This is a genomic window from Collinsella sp. AF02-46-1 (assembly GCF_003465825.1).
Lineage (GTDB): Bacteria > Actinomycetota > Coriobacteriia > Coriobacteriales > Coriobacteriaceae > Collinsella.
In genome coordinates this window covers 1-18,274 of record NZ_QSBV01000026.1, presented here as the reverse complement: position 1 = coordinate 18,274, position 18,274 = coordinate 1, and the positions used below count along the sequence as shown (strand labels likewise).

Annotated in this window: 18 protein-coding genes and 1 tRNA gene; 6 read left to right on the top strand and 13 right to left on the bottom strand. The window is 56.9% G+C overall.

From position 1 onward, the window contains the following. Positions 1-345 precede the first annotated feature (345 nt). The 4 genes from xerC to DWV20_RS09205 all read left to right on the top strand — a co-directional run bounded on the left by xerC (position 346) and on the right by DWV20_RS09205 (position 3,640). Positions 346-1,593: a tyrosine recombinase XerC gene (gene xerC / locus DWV20_RS09220; protein ID WP_117629697.1), complete on the top strand. Its 1,248-nt coding sequence runs from the start codon at positions 346-348 to the stop codon at positions 1,591-1,593. Between the two features lie 218 nt (positions 1,594-1,811). Next, entirely contained in the window at positions 1,812-2,057 is a 246-nt protein-coding gene (locus DWV20_RS09215; protein ID WP_117629696.1) for a hypothetical protein, read from the top strand. Positions 2,058-2,066: 9 nt separating this feature from the next. Further along, a complete protein-coding gene (locus tag DWV20_RS09210) occupies positions 2,067-2,453 on the top strand; it encodes a hypothetical protein (protein WP_117629695.1) in 387 nt (128 codons plus the stop codon). Between the two features lie 608 nt (positions 2,454-3,061). Then, on the top strand, positions 3,062-3,640 hold the full coding sequence (locus DWV20_RS09205; RefSeq protein WP_117629693.1) for a hypothetical protein: 579 nt from the start codon (positions 3,062-3,064) through the stop codon (positions 3,638-3,640). A gap of 42 nt (positions 3,641-3,682) precedes the next feature. On the opposite strand, the gene DWV20_RS09200 is transcribed toward DWV20_RS09205, so the two are convergent. The 8 genes from DWV20_RS09200 to DWV20_RS09170 form a co-directional block, all read right to left on the bottom strand. Continuing rightward, on the bottom strand, positions 3,683-4,420 hold the full coding sequence (locus DWV20_RS09200) for a metallophosphoesterase (RefSeq protein ID WP_117629692.1): 738 nt from the start codon (positions 4,418-4,420) through the stop codon (positions 3,683-3,685). Next, the gene (locus DWV20_RS09195; protein WP_117629691.1) at positions 4,420-5,145 is read right to left on the bottom strand and encodes a metallophosphoesterase family protein; all 726 of its coding nucleotides are present in this window, start codon (positions 5,143-5,145) and stop codon (positions 4,420-4,422) included. Before DWV20_RS09195 ends, DWV20_RS09200 begins: the two co-directional genes overlap by 1 nt. Then, positions 5,142-5,780 (bottom strand): hypothetical protein, encoded by a 639-nt coding sequence (locus DWV20_RS09190; RefSeq protein ID WP_117629690.1) that lies wholly within the window; start codon positions 5,778-5,780, stop codon positions 5,142-5,144. Before DWV20_RS09190 ends, DWV20_RS09195 begins: the two co-directional genes overlap by 4 nt. A 271-nt stretch (positions 5,781-6,051) precedes the next feature. Next, complete coding sequence (locus tag DWV20_RS10135; RefSeq protein ID WP_255413310.1) at positions 6,052-6,177, bottom strand: hypothetical protein; 126 nt, start codon at positions 6,175-6,177, stop codon at positions 6,052-6,054. 187 nt (positions 6,178-6,364) lie between these two features. Continuing rightward, on the bottom strand, positions 6,365-7,564 hold the full coding sequence (locus DWV20_RS09185; RefSeq protein WP_117786234.1) for a relaxase/mobilization nuclease domain-containing protein: 1,200 nt from the start codon (positions 7,562-7,564) through the stop codon (positions 6,365-6,367). Continuing rightward, positions 7,551-8,138 carry a ribbon-helix-helix protein, CopG family gene (locus DWV20_RS09180; RefSeq protein WP_118256850.1) on the bottom strand — a complete coding sequence of 196 codons (588 nt, stop codon included), beginning with the start codon at positions 8,136-8,138 and terminating at the stop codon, positions 7,551-7,553. Before DWV20_RS09180 ends, DWV20_RS09185 begins: the two co-directional genes overlap by 14 nt. 622 nt (positions 8,139-8,760) lie before the next feature. Beyond that, positions 8,761-9,405 carry a hypothetical protein gene (locus DWV20_RS09175; RefSeq protein ID WP_233539816.1) on the bottom strand — a complete coding sequence of 215 codons (645 nt, stop codon included), beginning with the start codon at positions 9,403-9,405 and terminating at the stop codon, positions 8,761-8,763. A gap of 65 nt (positions 9,406-9,470) precedes the next feature. Next, positions 9,471-12,821, bottom strand: a complete 3,351-nt coding sequence (locus DWV20_RS09170; protein WP_118256849.1) for a CAP domain-containing protein — start codon at positions 12,819-12,821, stop codon at positions 9,471-9,473. 124 nt (positions 12,822-12,945) lie between these two features. Between DWV20_RS09170 and DWV20_RS09165 the strand changes: the two genes are divergently transcribed. Then, positions 12,946-13,194: a helix-turn-helix domain-containing protein gene (locus DWV20_RS09165; protein WP_117629686.1), complete on the top strand. Its 249-nt coding sequence runs from the start codon at positions 12,946-12,948 to the stop codon at positions 13,192-13,194. A 536-nt stretch (positions 13,195-13,730) separates the two neighbouring features. Here DWV20_RS09165 and DWV20_RS09160 read toward each other — a convergent pair. From DWV20_RS09160 to DWV20_RS09140, 5 genes are all read right to left on the bottom strand, one after another. After that, positions 13,731-13,806 (bottom strand) — tRNA-Arg (locus DWV20_RS09160). A gap of 305 nt (positions 13,807-14,111) precedes the next feature. Next, entirely contained in the window at positions 14,112-14,510 is a 399-nt protein-coding gene (locus tag DWV20_RS09155; protein ID WP_117564941.1) for a DUF956 family protein, read from the bottom strand. A gap of 120 nt (positions 14,511-14,630) precedes the next feature. Beyond that, on the bottom strand, positions 14,631-15,551 hold the full coding sequence (locus DWV20_RS09150; RefSeq protein WP_117564942.1) for a PTS system mannose/fructose/sorbose family transporter subunit IID: 921 nt from the start codon (positions 15,549-15,551) through the stop codon (positions 14,631-14,633). 16 nt (positions 15,552-15,567) lie between these two features. After that, complete coding sequence (locus tag DWV20_RS09145) at positions 15,568-16,386, bottom strand: PTS mannose/fructose/sorbose transporter subunit IIC (RefSeq protein WP_089573274.1); 819 nt, start codon at positions 16,384-16,386, stop codon at positions 15,568-15,570. Positions 16,387-16,404: 18 nt separating this feature from the next. After that, on the bottom strand, positions 16,405-17,394 hold the full coding sequence (locus DWV20_RS09140) for a PTS sugar transporter subunit IIB (protein WP_089573275.1): 990 nt from the start codon (positions 17,392-17,394) through the stop codon (positions 16,405-16,407). Positions 17,395-18,017: 623 nt separating this feature from the next. Here DWV20_RS09140 and DWV20_RS09135 point away from each other — a divergent pair. Beyond that, on the top strand, positions 18,018-18,274 hold a 257-nt coding region (locus DWV20_RS09135; protein WP_147346320.1), incomplete at its 3' end, for a transposase.

Below are 18,274 nucleotides of genomic sequence, written 5' to 3'. Positions count from 1 at the left end.
CCGACGCCCCTAAAGTAGACACACATTTTGTCCTATAAGCCCGGCTCGAACCCTGCCCTTAGACCAGAAGAGCCCGGCACCGTGGTGGTACCGGGCTCGACAAATCTCTGGTGCCCCCGGGCGGATTCGAACCGTCGACACCCGCTTTAGGAGATATGATTTAATGCTACCCCCTACCATTCATCAAGCATCATTGAACATCATATAACCGCAGATAAACATAGCAGTTTGCGTCTTTTGCCTCCGGTAGCTGCGCCTATGCTTTTACAAACATATTACTAACGGCTTTAGCTAAACTGCACTCAATGAATTGTTGAAAACTATTCAAAGAAACGGAGTGCAAAGATGTCAGAACAGCCACTCATTAGCGGAAGAGGCACGTGTTGGAAAGACAAGAGATCACCTAACACCTATCGCTATTATTTTTCCCTTGGAGTCAAGGACCCGAAGACAGGGCGCTACAAACGATCCCCAACTTATACGGTTCGTTGCAAGACTAAAACAGAAGCTAAGGCTGCAATGCAGGCCAAGCTGGCTGAAATCAACTCCTCTGGCACGATCACTAAAACTAAAAAGCCCACTTTGCTTGCGTCCTACTGCTGGGCCTTTCATGAAAATAGGGACACCGAGCTTGTGCCAACGAGCTATGAAAGAGAAGCGTACGATTGCAGGCATATCGAAGACCTATTCGGTGCGTTTCAGACAATTGAGGGGCTAACTCCCGATCTAATCGAAGAAGCATATGCCGAAGCTCGTCGTACGGGAAAATACAAACCATCAGAGCTTGTACGAATCAATTCAAAACTGCGTCAGATTCTGTCGAATGCAGTCGCAAAGAGAATAATTGACCGAAACCCCTGCGCTACCGTTCATGTTCGCAGACCACGCAACAAAAGAGAATCACTGACAATCGACCAAGTAGCTACCCTATGCACACATCTTCAACACATTGAGCTCACCGCCGAAGCTGTTGGTACGCTAGTACTAGTGTATACGGGTATGCGGAAAGGCGAGATGCTGGGCCTCGAATGGCGCGATTGGGACCCTGCCAATAAAACCTTGAAAATTGACAGGCAGTACACCAACGACCATGAACTGAGGGCACCCAAGTCACAAGAAAGCCAACGCAAAATCCCCGTTGGAGAAACCTTGGCCGAACGCCTTCAATCATGGTCAGCCATACAAAAAGAGCTCCTGGCCTCTCTGGGGCTGTCCCAGACTGGCAGCACTCCCATCATTAGCGATATTGCTGTCAAGCAGGGGGTCCCTACTGTCTGTCACATGAAAAACTACATCTTCAACCATTGGTTTCGCGATTTCGCAGTTAGCTGTAATCTTGGAATCTATGAGCCGAACAATTCGACTGGCGGAAAACTATATAAGGGCATCTGCCCGCATCAGCTCAGGCATTGTGTAAGCACTTTTATGCTGGCGAACGGATCGGACGTTAGAAGCGTGCAAGGTATTCTTGGCCACGCGGACCCCAATATCACGCTCAAAACGTATACAAGCCTCGTTCAACAATCAGAAATAAAAGCAGTTAAAGGCTACGAAGACTTCATCAACGCCTATATACAGAAAAGCGAGAAATAGCATGTCATTCATTCATCGTTTCATCAATAATATTACGGTACTATACTACTATTTCCGCAGGTAGACGCTTTATTTGATTGACATCTAATGAGTTTTAATAGATTCTAAAGCTGTCAGATGGCTACGCATGTAGTCATAAAAACCGGCCCCCCAAGTGCTTATGAACCTGGTAAGTCTTACAAGCACAGGGAGGGCCCTCATTGAAAGGATAGCTCATCATGGCTACTCCACAGATTAGCACTCAGGCGTCCACACCGACTTTCCCCACTGGTGCCGCTCAGTGCGATCGGTTACTCCGCGTTAACGATATCCGCGAACTCACTGGCTGGAGCGAAAACACCGCGCGCAAGTTTATGCGCGAGTCCGGCAAGCTCATCCAAATCCATCGCTCGAATTACATGTTTGAAAGCTCATTCTATGAGCTTTTCAAGCAGCTTGAAGGTCGTACCGCCCACCTTGACTAGGCGGTAAACATGAGCGAGCTACCGTCAATTTCCGACATATTCAACGATGATGTTACCGAGCAACGAAAGATTATAGAGAAAATGGATAAAGCTATTTTTATTTCAGTGCCCGAGTGGGCGTGCTGCGTCACCACCGTTGCCGCCGAGCGTCTCATCCTCGGCCTCGTATGGAAGTTTGGAAAACCTTCCAAAAACAAACGGCCCATGGGCTTTTGCGCTAGAAGCAAATGGATTGAGGATCACTACCACTTGAGCAAGAACACGATATCCCGAGCCTATACTTCTCTAAAGGATAAGGGGTATATTCAAAAAACTGGTGATGGCAGCTGGATGCTTAATTACGCTGCAATCTACCGCGCCGCGATCGAAAACGCTTGGGAGCCCCCGAAATCTTAAGTCCACAGCCCGACTATCGACGTGGGCTTCTGTCAAACAACCGAGTTAAAAACCACTGAGCCAGAATCCGCTTCAATAGAAGATGATTCTGGCTCAAATGATATCCGACCATTCACGCAGCATGTCTACCGCAATCTGGCAAGAATCGAGGACGGGGAAACCGTCATCGAGGTCGTGAAGGTCGGTAATCGCCAGGCGTCTACAAAAACATGCCGCGGATGTAAAATGAAGCAGGGTCGAACCGAAACAGTTCCCGGACAATTGGCGTCCGGCCAGACACTTCGATTCGACCCTTTCTCATACCTGCATCTAAAATACTCCCATAATCATTCTCGACATCTTTAACGCCATCACTCTCCCGCCACCAGCACGTCGTAGGTGCTATTTTCAACGAATCGATATGACCGCCCATTCATGTTCTTTAAGGCACGTGATACCATGAAAACGTGCGGTATTTCTCCAATCGAAAACCTGCGTGAACGTATGACTTGAGACGCTTTTAGAACTCACCAAGCGCAGGACAAACACAACTCAACAGCGGCCGCGTATTTGTTCCCAGCCGTACGGCATGGCGGAGCCATGCCCATTGTTGATTGGAGTGCCGCACGATGACAGACAACCCGAACGACAGAAAAATCAGCGAGACGCCCGGCGCGAAGGACGTCCTCGATGAGGCCGCCGAGCAGATTGAAAAGGCTTGGCGAGAGAAGCTGCTGCGCGAGACCGCCGATCTCAAGACCGAGAACGCGTTACTCAGGGCCCAGCTCGACGAATTCAACCGCAAGCTCGTCGAGGCGAGAGACCGGAACGAAAGACTTGAGGCCGACTGCAATGAGCGGGTCGCCTTTATCGAGGAGAAGTTCGAGCTCGACACCGCGAGCATCGAGCTCGAAAACAATGAGCTCCATGCCGCGAGCGTCAGATACCTCGCCGATGCCAGGGAGCTCAGCAGGCAGGTCGTCCAGCTCCACGCCGAGGCTGAGGCCATGTCCGATGAGATCGAGCGTCTGCGCGTCGAGCGTGACGCCGCGTTGAAAGCCCAAGCCGAGCTGAGCGATGCGCTCCTGGCCCAGCGCGACCTGATGGCCGAAGTCGCCGCCCTCAAGGACCGCCTCGCCGCCTCCGAGCGGCGGGCGACCGTGGCCGAGGCCAAGGTCGAGGTCATGACCAAGATGAGGGGCGAGTAGTCCCGCGCCCTTCCTGTCAGGTAACTGATTTCTAGAAACCTTCTAGAGCGCTTTTAGAAGGTTTCTAGAACCGGGCGCAGCATCTTCGATCGGCACGATGTCTCGATAGATAAGGCGATGCCTGGTGTCGCACCATTTATCGCGATGGTAGTGACCGAAGAACCAGACGCGGTAGCCGAGCCGTCCGTCGAGCTCACCCAGGAAGGTTTGCAGCGGATCCCCGCGGTACTCACGTCCGCGTTCGCGACACAGCTCTCTAGCCAGGGCAGCAGGAGCCTCGTGAGTCACAACGTAGTCGACCTTCCAGCCCACGCGGTCGAGCGAGGAGCGGCAGTGTTCCGTCTCTTTCTCGCTCGGCATCTCCTCGGGCCACCAGCTCCTCCCCTCCTTGCGATACTGCCTGTCGTTGCTCGCGGCGCCGCCCATGGCAAGGACTGTGAGCCCGTCGATATCGAACACCTCTCCGCGCATCAGGTGCAGCACGTGCGGTCGTGCCTCATGGACGAGCCCGCCGTTCCACTCCCGCACCGGCAGCCCGGCCAGGGCGTGGTGGTTCTCATGGTTGCCGTCTACGAAACACGTGGTCCAGGGCTTCGACTCGAACCAGTCGAGCCAATACCTCTCAGCATTCGAGCCATCCCAGACAAAGCCGAAGTCGCCGGCCACGATCACCGCGTCATCGCGCGTCAGGGTCCGGCCCAGCGGCCAATTTTTGAATGCAAACCGGCTGGACCCGTACTCGGCCCTGCCGTGCACGTCGCCTGTCACATAGACCGTCATCAGTACGCACCCCACGGCAGGAGTTTGTCCCCGAGCCTCACGATCCGGTCATACAGCACCGTGTGCCGTTCGTCCGGGTTGCCGTCTCGGTGAAAATGACCGTAATACCAGTGCTTATAGTCCAGGCGATCCTCGATCTCGTCGAGGAATCCGGTCAGCCGGTCCACATCAGGGCGTTCCCAGCCCGGGTCCGGGTAGAGCGTCGGCGAGAGCATGCGCGTGGCGCAGGTATGGGTGATGACGCAGTCGACCTTCCAGCCGACCTCGTCGAGCTTGGCCCGCGCGGCATCGAATTCGCGCTCGTCCGGAAGCTCCTGAGGCCACCAGCTGGAATACGGCACGCGGTATTCCCTGTCCACGCTCGTGGCACCGCCCATGGTGAAGACCGTCGAGCCGTCGAGCTCGAAGACCTCCCCGCGCATGAGGCGGCGGATAGACGAAGTATCCGACAGGCGTTGCGTCAGCCCACCGTGCCACAGTTCCATGGGTCGCTCCGCCCAGTGATCGAAGCGCTCGTGGTTGCCGTCGACGAACAGCACCGTGTAGGGGCGCGACTCCAGCCAGGCGATATCGGCGCATTCCTCGGCAGAGAAATCCCACGGAAAGCCAAAGTCGCCGGCGACAATGAGGTAGTCATCGCCGGTAAGGCTATCCCCAAGCTCCCAGTCGCGGAGCTTTTGCATGTCGAGCCCACCGTGGATGTCGCCCGTCACATAGACCGTCATCGAATCACCTCTTCCCTCTTGTACGCCGCCAGCTCGCGCTCGACCTGCCTGTCGCCGGTCTCGTTGACCCACCAGGGCCATTTCACCCGGCCGCACGGCTCGCCGACTCCGGCGAACCACTCCCTCAGCTCGTCGAGGCTCACCGGGGAGTGCCCGTTGGCATCGCAACCGACGTCGTAGCGCAGAAGGCCCTGCTTGCGGTTGAACTCGTTGTACGCGCCGCCGCTGCTGTGGATGTGCCCGTGGAGGTGCCACGATCCATGGCTCATGCCCTGCCAGTCGGCCATGGGGTAATGGCTCAGGACGATCTTCTGCCCGTCGATCTTGAGCACGCAGATCGGCGGCTCCACGGTGAAGGCGCCCGCGACCGCCGGCTGGGTCCAGTCCTTGTCGTGGTTTCCCGGGACGAGGTGGATGCGCCTGCAGGCGATCCGCTTGCGCAGCCCGTAGGCGTCCTGGGCGGTCATCTTGAATGAGAAATCACCCAGGATGTAGAGCTCGTCGTCCACGGCAACCCTGCCGTTGATGCTGTCGACGATGGCGTCGTTCATCTGCCAAATCGTCTCCCACGGGCGGTCGGTGAACTTCAGCACGTTCTCATGCCCGAAGTGGGTGTCGCTGGTAAACCAGATCATATTTATGTCTCCTTCTGTCGCTAAAAAACGTTCTCCTTCGAGGTCAGGAGACGTTTTATGAGCGACATGAGGTGCATATCCCTCATGTTTCAAGCTCCAATCTGTCGGGTTTGCCCAACTAAAAGTTTACGCCCACGCGCCCACGCGCGAACAGGATTCGATTTTTGAAATATGGACGAATTCCTCGTCAGAAGGGTAGAATGGTGCCGACGGCAGCCCAAGTTGTAGTGAGCTGGGCAGAGCCGTTGCTTAATAGAGTTAGGTCATCGTCTTAGCGACGGTGGCCTTTCTTTTTGGGCTTCGAGCCCTGCTTGAGTGCCTTGGAAAGGCCGACAAGGGCCGTGAGGAGCGAGACCGTAGCGGTCAGGAGCTTCACGAGCTCGGTGAAATCGGTCATGGGCATCACCTCCCATCGAATGGAGGGCTCTGCCCGGCACGAGGGCTGCCGACAGCAAGGACGATTCTATCAGAGCGGCTGACTCCCGCCGATCAATTCATACTCCTCACCCTCGCCGAATTGCGAGCATGAAAGAATCGGCACTGGATGGCAGCACGCTAGGGCACCGACGATAGGCTCTCCAAAACTAGCGAGGCGTGTCTCCGCGAGCGTAATCGCCTCGGTCGACCGCACGATCGACCTGCGGCGAGATGTCGATGTTGCCACCATGGGCTCGGCCTGCGGCGCGAACGCGGTCATCGCCAGCATCGGGAACGGCGCCGGCGTAACGGTTTCGAATCTCCCTTGCGTAACCGCGCCGGGCAAGAAGCTCATCACGAACCGCCGGATCCTCGAGCAGATCTTCATCGCACTTCGGTGCGATGAACTTAGGGAAGAGATTGTAGGCGACGCCCTTGCTCGCCTCTGCCTGCTCGACCCACGCCGAATACGCTTTCTTAAGCCGTTGAATGTAAATCTCGCAACGCCTCTCATAAGGAAGGGCTCGCTCGGCTTCCAGCACGTTATTTTTAAAGGCCGCCTCAAGCTGCTTGATCGCAAACCGCCCGTCAAGACGGGTCAGGTTGAAAGTGCATTTCGGATTGCCGGCCTCCTTGATATCGAGATCCGTCGCATAGACTCGGTTGTTCTTAATGAAAATCTCTACGCCCCATGAGGCAAGTAACTTTTTGAACTGCTCCATAGTCTTCGGGTGATAGTCGTTGATTGCAATATGGATCAACTCGCGCAAATTGTTTTTATAGCTGTACTCTCCCCGATCGACAATTTTCTTTTCAGTGTCGCGCGGCTGTCGGTCTCGAATCTTCGAGTTCTTCTTTCCCTTTTCGAGCTGAGCGAGATTCCAGGCCTTGTCCATTTCACGAACCCACGCAGCGCGTTCGTACTTTCCGCGACGCCCACCCGTCTCGCAACGCTTACCCGTCAAAAGATCCGTGCGGTTAATCGCCATATGGACCGCGTAACGTTTTCCCGCCTTATCGCTTTCCTCATGCAAGGCGACAATCACTTGTTGATGCGGGTAGTGTTTCGCAAGCCATTGCTCCGCGTAGGCCATACATGCATCGGGGGTCATCTTGCCTCCGTTGCAGCTGCACTCCTCGGGAAGAAACGCAAGAACCTGATGAAGCATCGTTATGTTCTTCGCGCCGGCACGCGCAGGCCTGTCGTGATGAAACATCTTCCGCGTCATAGCCATCTCGGAAAACCAGTACTTTCGGTTCGCGAGGTTCCAGCCGCCGCGGGCCAAAGCGTACTTTCCGTTAATGTACTTGCGCACGTTCTTCGCATAGCGCTCGGACGAAACACCTTTCTGCTTAACGACGGTCATTTTGATCACCGCCGACGAAATAGCGCTGTTCGAGTTCTTCGATAAAGAGAGTGACTTTGCGGGCGTTCTGGTAAACCTTTTCAAGCGTTCGGAAAACTGCCTTCTCGTTGTAGGCCGGAAGACCTTGCGCGTGCACGAAGTACATCAGCTGGTTGAGGTTCGTCCCCTCGCGATACAGCTCGTGATAGATTTTTGCGACCTGGCTCATATCGAAATCGATCATCTCGATTTTCCCGGCCAGCATCACGCGGCGGGCATACGCACTGACGGTCGTGCCGAGCGCATCCGCCTGCTTGCGAATCGCCTCGTGCTCGCCATCGGTGACTTTGACGTAAATAACCGCCGAGCGCTTTTCGTTCGAATCCTCTGAAACGGTTTGCAGCTTTTTGCTACGGCCACCGTTCTTATTTTTGGAAATGACTAGATCATCGAACGATTCATTCCAATGAATCAGTGCATAGCGAATGAATTCGGCTTTCGTCATGCCCGCCTTTTCTGCCAAAGCGGAAAGCGTTTCGTATTCTTCAGAAGTGAGTGTCGCCTTAACGGTGTACGGACGTTTGCAACTCATCATTCATGCCCCCAGGAAAGCAGAGCGAATCGGTGAGGCCACCGATTCAAAACCGATATAAGATTGCTTTCCTTTTTAGGAGCGACTGACGTCGCGCCGATTTTTGAAGTGACGCCATCGCTTCCCTTAGAGAAATGAAGGCGAACTTCATTTCTAACTTTATCGCCGTGTGAGGTGTTAAACAAGATGTGTTGGCAGATAAAGGGGGCGAGTATGGCCCCATTTATCTAGCCCAACACCAATCTTGCAATCTCCGGAACGGTGATTGGGCGAAACGCAGTGTAGACGTGGAATGAGAGGTCTCATTCCAAGCGAGAGGCCTCGCGGCGTTGTAACTGCGTGAAGACCGTGAGCGGAAGCGAATTTTTAACGCGAAGGATGCTGAGTGTTAGAAATTCGCTGTAGCGGACTCCGGGCGAGGGCTGGAGCAAGTTGATGGAAGACCTTACCGATTTGCGGAAGGTTTTGCCCGAAGCATCCGGCACCGCCGAATTCTTTTGGAACGGCCTCTCGTTTGATTGCTTTCCTATCGTTTGCTCCCAGACTGGGCGTCTAAAAAAGGCGGCCGAACCGGCCGCCCGCAAATAAACATTTACCAAATGTAAGAGGAGAGGAACGATGTACATTACTCCCAGTGACCGGCGACGTCGACAACCCAATGCTGCCCCGTAGCCTTCTGTTCATAATGTCCCTGGTCCTCAGAGGTAGTATACGAATCATTGATATATGCTCCATGGTCTTGACCTTGTTCCCACATTGCGTCACTATGAGCTGACCAAGCGGCTATAGAATCGAAAGATGCACCGCATGCACTACAAATGTAACGTTCATGACGCGTATATACCACATTCGGCACCCAGACCTGGCTGTAATCAGTCTCCCAGTGGCCCTGCTCGGCAACCCACTTCTTCTGGCTACCGCCGTTGGAAGAGGAATTGTTGCTGCCAGAGCCCTGCGAATTGCTGGAATTCTGCTTGGACTGGGAGGAATCGCCCTTGCTGTCCGACTTCGAGGAATCGGAAGACTTGTTATCCTCCTTCTTGGAGTCATCGGACTTCTGGTCCTTGTCGTCGGATTCTTTCTTCTCCTCGTTCTTGGTTCCAGAGGTTTGCGCCGCCTTTTCTTCGCTTGGCTTCTTTTTGTCTTTATTCTTTACCGCTGTGGCGGCCCTTTCCGTAGAGCCGCTTCCTTGCTTTGCAACGCTGGCACATCCAAGTTGAGGTGCCGAAAGGCACACCAGAAGCGCAACGATAATAGCCTTTGTTCTCACACCGATCTCCCTGTCCATGAAACCAGGCGTTGGACACTAGCCGATATCCAACGCCCGACTCGCTTTTACATCTGCTCGCGGCGCTTCTTCCGGTCGAGGAAGACGCCGGTCGCCACGAGGACGGTACCGCCGATGACGAACGTCTCGCCGATGAGTCCCGCGCGGTCACCGGTCTGGGCGAGGCTGCCGGTCTGGGCGGTATCCGTGCCGGCGAGGTGCTTCGGGCTGTATGCCGCCTGCTGCTTTGCGACCTCCTCTGCCTCCTGTCGTGCGATCTCATCGGAAAGCTTCTGCTCCGCTGCGATGCGGTCGGACTTCGCCAACTCGTAGGCGGCGAGTGCCGCATCATAGCCGGGCTGGAGCTCGTCCACCGCGGTCTGCTTCTCGTCCAGGATGGCCTTGGCGGGCGCGACCTTGGCACGTGCCTCGACTGCTGCGGCGAAAAGCGCGTTAAGGGCGTCATCCGCGTTCGCGTCATGGCCGGAAGCGATCGCCGCGCCTGCATCGATGGAGTTCAGCTTCGACAGCTTGGCGTCTGCCTGCGCCTTTGCCTGTTCGGCGGCAGAGACCAGGGACTCGGCGGCGATGGCATCCGCCTTCGCGGCATCGAGCGCGGCCTTGGTGTCATTGACGGCCTTTACTGCATCCTGCTCGCGCTGCTGTGCCTCTGCGAGCTTCGCGGCAAGACCGGTGAGGATGTCGAGGTTCGACTGTGCGTCCTCGAGATTGGTCTGGGAGCCGGTGAGCTTGTCGGCGGCAACGCCGGCGTCGGCCTTTGCGGCATCGACGGCGCGCTGGGCATCCGCGAGGGCGCGTGCGGTGATATCCGCCTTTTGCTTGGCGGCATCGAGGACGGTCGCCTTCTCGGCCTGATCGGCTGCCGCCGCGTCATGGACGATCTTTGCTGTATCGAGCGCCTTCTTGGCGTCGGCGACGTCCTGGAAGAACTTCGCGAGGTCGGCGTTCGCATCGTCCACGCCCTGCTGCTTAGCAGCGGTGTCCGCCTTGGCGGAATCCAACTTAGACTGTGCGGTCGTTACGGCTGCGTTGGCAGCATCAAAGGCGACCTGCTTCTGCTGGACGGTCGACTTTGCCGTATCGACTGCCGCGTTGGCGGCATCGAGGTCCGATTTTGCCGCATCAAGCTCGGTCTGGGCATCCGTGACGCCCTGCTGCTTGGATGCGACATCAGCCTTGGCTGCATCGACGGCACGCTGGGCATCGGCAACGCCCTGCTTCGCGGCATCGACACCTGCCTGTGCGGAATCCACCGCGACCTGCTTCTGCTGGACGGTTGCGGCGGCGCCGGCGGCTGCCTGCTTCTTGGATGCGAGATCGGCCTTGGCTGCGTCGAGTGCGCTCTTGGCGTTCTTGAGGCCGTTGATATAGGAGGTCAGCTTCTGCTCGTACTCGTCGACGGACATGGGGTTCATGTTCCAACCGGAGCCTGCCCAACCCAGGTTTGCGGTATCGAAGCTGTCGGTCTTCCAGCCGTTCATGGTTCCCTTGCTGCAGACCGCCATGCCCATATAGCCGATTTCAGGGCTGATGACATGCAGGTAGTGACCGACAGTTGCGGGATATCCGGCAACCTTAAAATGCTGGTTGACATAGGATTCAATCCCACTATGCGACTTGTAGAAGTCTACGGCATCCTTACCGATTAGACCGGTGACGCCATAGAGCTCCTGAACCGCCTGATCGAAGAAAGCCTTTTCTTGGTCCACCCACTGCGGTTTCGGATCGGTTCCATAGTTCCATGCGAGGTTTTCGCTCGTATCAAACTGCATGGAATGCCCAAACTTGACATCGGAATAGTTCGCGTTGGCAATCGCTGCCGCAATGAGCTTGTACGTGACCTGGAGCTCAGAGAGACCGACGGACTTGCGGTACTCGTTGATGGACTTCATGTACGGGATTGCCGCGAGCATGTTGTCGAGACTGGTCGCGTCGAGGCTGTTCCCCACCTCGGTGTAGTCCTTGTATGTGCAGTTCTGGATGATCTCGATGGCTGAATCGGCACCCATGGCACGGAAGAAGCCGATGGCTCCCTGCTTGAGCTGCGCGTCGGCGGAATCGAGTTTCGCCTGTGCCTCGTCGACCTTCTGCTGGGCGGCGGTCACGGCAGCGTCTGCGGTATCCTTCGCCGCCTTGGCGTTCGCGAGCTCTACGTCGGCGGCCGCCTTGGCGGACTCAGCGTCCTTGACAGCCTGCTTCGCTGCATCCAGCTTGGAGATGGCGTCGACGTTCGCCTGCTTGGCGGCATCGAGGTCGGCGTTCGCGGCATCGAGTGCGGACTGGGCGGCGTTCACGCCGGACGTGGCATCGAGGGCGGCCTGCTGCTTTACGGAGAGGGCCACCTGGACATCATTCAGGGCGTCCTGTGCCGTTGCCGCAGCGGACTGTGCCTGCTCGAGCTCGGACTCGCACTGGGACTGTGCCGCTCGTGCGGCGGCGAGGGCTGCCTCTGCGTCCGCGACCTTCTGTTTTGCCGCATCGTACTTCGGACCGCTGGCGCCTGCCTCCGCTGCGGCGAGGTCGGCTTTCGCCTGCTCATAGGCGGCGCTGGCTGCTGCGGCCTTCGCATCCGCCGCGTCCTTGTTCTGCCTGGCTGCAGCGAGGACAGAATCGGCGGAATCCTTTGCAGACTGGGCCGCAACCAGCTTGGACTGGGCATCGGCAAGCGTCGCGTTGGCGTTGTCCAGTTCGGCCTGTGCCCTGTCCACGGCAGCCTGGGCGTCGCGCACGGCCTGCTCGGCGGCACTGATTGCCTCCGGGGTGGCGCTTACAGCATCTGCCTTGGCTTTATCGAGGGCATCCTTGGCATCCTGAGCCGCCTTGAGGGCGGACTGGTACGCTTCGTCCTTCTCGGACGCATCCGCTTTAGCGTCTGCGAGACCCGCCTTCGCCTGCTCGAGGTCCTTGCCGGCGGCATCGGCGGCGTCCTTGCCCTCCGCGACCTGACGGGCGTACTCGTCCATTGCCGCTCGGTCGGCTACCGTGCCGGCGCTGACTGCCGAATCGTAGGATGCCTTGGCCTGGTCGCGGGCGGAAGCAACCTCGTTGTAGGGGCCGGCGACCTCATCGTAGGATGCCTTGGCGGCGTCCTCCTTCGCCTTCGCCTCGTCGACTGCCTTCTGCAGGTCCGCGATGGTCTGTGCGGCGGATTTCGCGCCGGTACCGGATGCCGCGCCGGCATGGGTGGCGATCGGCGACATCACGGCGGGGTGCTGCGTGCCCCCGTCACCGGTCTGGGCGAATGCCGCGAACGGTGAGATGAGGCTCGATCCGGTCATGGCAGCCATGGTCGCCGCGGTGACGGTCAGACGCGCGATCCCCTTCGGAGTGTGAATCTTTTTGCTTGGCAGTGCGGCGAAGTGATCGCCACCGGCAGCGAAATGCTTTCCCTGAGTCATTGTGCTGTTCCATTCCTTTTCCGTGCCCTATCCGACTGGGCATCAGAACTCTTTCCAATAAAGGTAATTATGCGCCTTAACAGGGATTATTGTATATAGTCCGTTGGCATAAATACAACAATCCATGACTCTTTTTGTCATGGATACGAAGACGCTTCAGAAATCATTCGGCATGAGATGCAAAGAGCTCCGCGCTGGACTCGGGTACAGCCAGGAGCAGTTCGCCAATTTGATTGAGATGGATCGTTCCTACTACGCGAGCATTGAAGTCGGACGAAGAAATGTCAGTCTTTCTAACCTCTCTAAAATTGCCAATGGATTCAACATATCAATTGCTGCACTTATGACTGGTGTCAGCGATAAATCGGATTAGTCCATCAATCAGCGAACGAAGTGAGCGAATAAATCGGCGGCGTAGCCGGCGGCAAGGACACGGTACGTGGCCGCGCAGCGAGCTTCGCGAGCGAAGGGGGACAGCATCGCTGTCCCTATCTTTATCGACGGCTTAGTCGGCGGCAAGGACACGGTACGTGGCCGCGCAGCGAGCTTCGCGAGCGAAGAGGACGGCATCGCCGTCCCTATATCTTTATAGTATATTTCTCTATTAATTGGTTTCACCAAAATGGGTATTGCGCAAGCTTCTGAACAGGCGTTTTTATCAAAAACTCAAAGCAGCCGAATCATCAAAATGGTGAAATTTTTTACCCAAATTGAGGAAGCGCTTCACCAAAATGGAACCGACTAACGGCTGTTGAAAACTTTTTATCCCCAAAATGGTGATTTCCTGTTTTCAGTGGAAAACTCGGTAAGTTAAATTATTTACTTACCAGATTTACAAACAAAAGCAGTTCTTAACCCTAAAACCAGAACAGGTCAGAAGCAAAATTAACTCCTGACCTGCGATTTTTCTGGTGCCCCCGGGCGGATTCGAACCGTCGACACCCGCTTTAGGAGAGCGGTGCTCTATCCCCTGAGCTACGGAGGCATGTTGTATTAGTGTAGCAGATTTACGCCGCTGTAATGCAGCGTATACCCACTCTTCGAAGTTGCGGTGGAACAGCCCTCCGGAAAGTGCGTCCCACTATCCAGGCAAATTCTGGGTCAGACTTTCCCCATGAGACCTTGCTAGGAAACTGTGACCCAGAATTTCGGCTCGAAACGGGACACGGTTTCCCAAACGACCCCGTTCCGGAAACTACATCCCGGAATCGACGCTCGAACTGGGATGCACTTTCCCGATCGAGCCACATGGGAGACTGCGCCCCACTTTGAGGGGGCGCTCTTTAATGACTAGTTGCCTTTGTGGAAAAGGTTTTTGATAACGGAGGGGATGCTCTTGGCGCCCTTGGCCGTCACATCGATAAAGTCGGGCGAACGAACGAGCTTGTCCTCGTCAATGTACTTACGCACCGCGCGAAGCGTTTCCTTGTCATTGCGCGTCGAAAACGTAAAGTGGCCATTCTCTTTGGTAAAGATGGCAAAACGCGTAATCTTCTTGGTGCCGCGCAAAACCTCGGCGGCAATATAGTCGACCTCGTCCCACGGGATTTGGATATAATCCTCGGGATTACGCTCGTTATAGTACTCAAACGCCTTATTGCCCACCATCACGTTACCGTGACTGGTAAGCCCCATCAGGCAGGTTGCCGGCGTTGCCAAATCGACCGTGCTGTTCTGAGATTGCGCCATACGCGCCTCGCCCTCCAATAAAAACAATCGGACCGCATCCAGTGTACCCACCGGGTGCGGTCCGTTTCAATGGCTCAAAAGCCCTTGCCTAGCAACTCTCGGTCTTAAGCCGAAGCGTGCTTACATGAAGCCGCAGACGCGACCGATGATGCCGACGGCGAAGAGAGCCAGGATGATGACGATCGGGCTGACCTTCTTCTTGAGGAGCTTGCAGACCAGAAGGGTCAGGCACACGGCGGCAAGGCCGGGGATGAGCTGATCGAGGTTGGCCTGAAGCGTGGTGACCTTCACCGGGTCGAGTGCGTTGGCACCGACAGAGCTGTACATCGTCAGTGCCTGCTTGATGCCCTCAGAACCGGCGGGCAGGTTGGCCCAGTCGATATAGGCGCCAGCAGACTGCGTGACCTTGGAGACGACCGGGGTGAAGGAGATGGACACCCAGCGCTCGACCAGGGCGCCGATGATGAACATACCCAGGATGGAAGCACCCTCGGTGACCTTGCCCATCAGACCGCCGGAGAGGTCCTTGGCGATGGAGGAGCCGACCTTGTAGCCAAACTCCTGCGTGTACCACAGGAAAGCGTAACGGATGATGTTCCACGCGAAGAAGAACAGCAGCGGACCGGCGATGCTGCCGGACAGGGCCAGGGAAGCGCCCAGTGCGCCCAGAATCGGGCGAAGGGTGAACCAGAAGGCGGGGTCGCCGACGCCGGCGAGCGGGCCCATCATACCGACCTTGACGCCCTGAATGGCGACATCGTCAATCGGAGCACCGTTGGCGCGCTCCTCCTCGAGGGCGAGGGTAACGCCAATGACGGGGGCGGAAACATAGGGGTGGGTGTTATAGAACTCCAGGTGGCGCTTAAGAGCGGCAATCTGGTCATCCTTGCTGGTGTAGAGCTTCTTGATCGCAGGGATCATTGCGAAGCACCAGCCGCCGTTCTGCATACGCTCGTAGTTCCACGAGCCCTGAAGGAACTGATGACGGAAGCAAACCTTCTTACGGTCAGCCTTGGTGAGCTGAATCTTGTTCTCTGCCATATGTATCACTCCCCTCCTACTCGTAATCGTTCAGAATGTCGCCGAGCGGGTCACCGGAGCCACCGCCCATGCCGCCACCCTGCTTGGCCAGATCCTTAAGGCCAAGGTAGATGAGGGCAAGGGAGATGCCGATGAGGCCAAGGGCGATCAGCGTGAGCTGAGGGATGGCAGCAAGGACAAAGCCGAGGATGAAGAACGGCCAGGTCTCCTTGGTGGCCATCATGTTGATGACCATGGCGTAACCGACGGAAGCGACCATGCCGCCGCCGACAGCCATGCCGCCGGACAGCCAATCGGGCATAGCGTTAAGCGCGTTGGTAACAGCCTCGGCCGGGATGATGCACAGAAGTACTGCCGGGATGGCGATACGAACACCCTGCATGAGGATGCCGGCGTACTGCCAACGCTCGATGCCGGCGAAGTCGCCCTTCTCGGCGCAGGCGTCCATGCCGTGAACCATAGCGGTAGCCAGGGTACGGCAGATCATGGTCAGGAACAGACCAGCGACCGACAGCGGGACGGCGACGGCGATGGCGGCGGTAACGGCCTTGGCCGAATCGGTGGCGCCACCGTTGAGGGCGAGCACCATGATGATCGAAGAAGCGACCGAGGCCAGAGCGGCGTCAGGCGCGACGGCGGCGCCGACGTTAGCCCAGCCAAGGGCCATCATCTGGAGCGAACCGCCCAGGAGGATGCCCTCCTGAAGGTGACCGGTTACGAGACCGATAAGCGTGCATGCCACGAGCGGCTGATGGAACTGGAACTCATCCAGAATGCCTTCCATACCGGCAAGCAACGCGACAATCGCAACAAGCAGAATAGTGATTGCAGACATGTATCGGACCCTCCTTTACTATGCTTGAGCGGCCAGTTCGGCCTTAGCTTTCTTCAACATGGCGTCGAGATCCTCGGAGGAATCCGAAGGAACCTTGCGGACCTCGAACTTGACGCCCTTGGCCTTGAGAGCCTCGATGGTCTTGACATCGTCATCGCCCATAGCGACAGCGTTAGTGACGACGACCTTGCCCTTGGAGTGGGCCATGGAACCGATGTTGGCTTCCTTGATGTCGACGCCGGCCTCGATGGCCCTGAGCAGATCCTGCGGGTTCTCGAACAGCAGCATCGCCTTGGTGTCGCCAAAGCGCGTGTCCTTGACGACCTCGGCCATCTTCTTGATAGGCACGACGTTGGCGTGGACTCCCGGAGGGGCAGCCTGCTCGATCATGGTCTTGCGGAGCTCGTCGTGAGCAACGCCGTCGGAGACCACGATGATGCGGTTGGGGTTGATCTGCTTGGTCCACGTGGTGGCCACCTGACCATGCAGCAGGCGCGTGTCGATACGGACGTGGGCGATCTTGATGTGCCCGTCGCCGATCACCGTTCCCGGAGGAATGGCACCCGCAGGAGCAGCGGCGGCCGCAGCCGGCTTCTTCTCCTCGGGCTCCAGAGACTCGGGCTTGACGCGCACGCCGGCCTTAGCCTCAGTCACGAGATGTTTTGCGATCGCATGTGCAGTGTTCTTTGCGTCAAAGCGCTGCGAATATGCCTCGATGAGCATAGGCAGGTTGACACCGGTGACGATAGCCCAGGAATCGTGGCCCTCGATGAGCCCGCTGATCTGGTTGAACGGCGTGCCGCCCCACAGATCAACGAGGAAGAGCACCTGCTCCTGGTCCTCGAAGGAAGCGATTGCCTCCTCGACCTTGGCACGGAAGTCGTCGGGGCCCATGCTCGGCTCGAGCGAGACCACGGCAACAGACGGCTGATCGCCAAAGACCATCGAGCCCGTCTGCTTGATTCCAGCCGCCAAGTCACCATGGCTAGCAAGAACAATACTTACCATCACATAACCTCCTTTTTGTCTACGTATTTCCTACACGACAAAAAAGAGTATAGCCGCAAGCGTGGCAAAATTATAGGAAAAAATGTGAACGGTTGGATTATTTGTTTAAACGTCCTGCTTTGTTACAAATTGGTTACATCGCTGGTTTTCAGCTATTCCTCGCTAAACATAATTAGTTTGACCATCTTAGAAAACAGATACAAGCACAGCATTCATTAATACCGATTTAAATCGGATAAGAACCTGCTTTACTCTTCGATATTTTGTTTAAACAGACGTGACTTGACTAATTTCGTTAGTTATGCTCTAGCAAACCGTCAAAAAAGAATAGTCATTGGGGACGTTCTTTAATGACTAGTCGTTTAAGAACGTCCATTACAGTCGAAATTGTCAGCCCGGGCCCGTCTCGGGCTACGATTGAGGCGCGCCCAGAACGGGCCGCCGACCGGGCGCCCGCGCACGGCCGAACGTCCCTGCCCCCGAGAGGGCCCGTTGGGTGCTGCCGGCGCGGGACGCGCCGCCCCCGACGGCTGATAGGAAAGTGCCGGGCAGAGGCCGCGGCTGGTAATGTGAGTGCCGAGGGGGAGGCCATCCGGTCGAACGACTACCGGAAGGATACCACCGTGAAAGCGCCATCCACCAGGCCCGCGGCCGTGCTCGGCCTGGACGTCGGCAAGTCCTCCCACTGGGCCTGCCTTATCGACCGCGGCGGGGAGGTGCTGGCCAGCGCCCCCGTCCGCAACCGGGAGGGCGCTCTAGACGCGCTGTTCTCCTCCGCGCCCGCCGGCACGCTCGTCGTGGTCGACCAGTTCCGCAACATAGGGTCCCTCGCCGTGCGGCGCGCCCGCGCCGCGGGGCTGGCGGTCGCCCACCTGCCCGG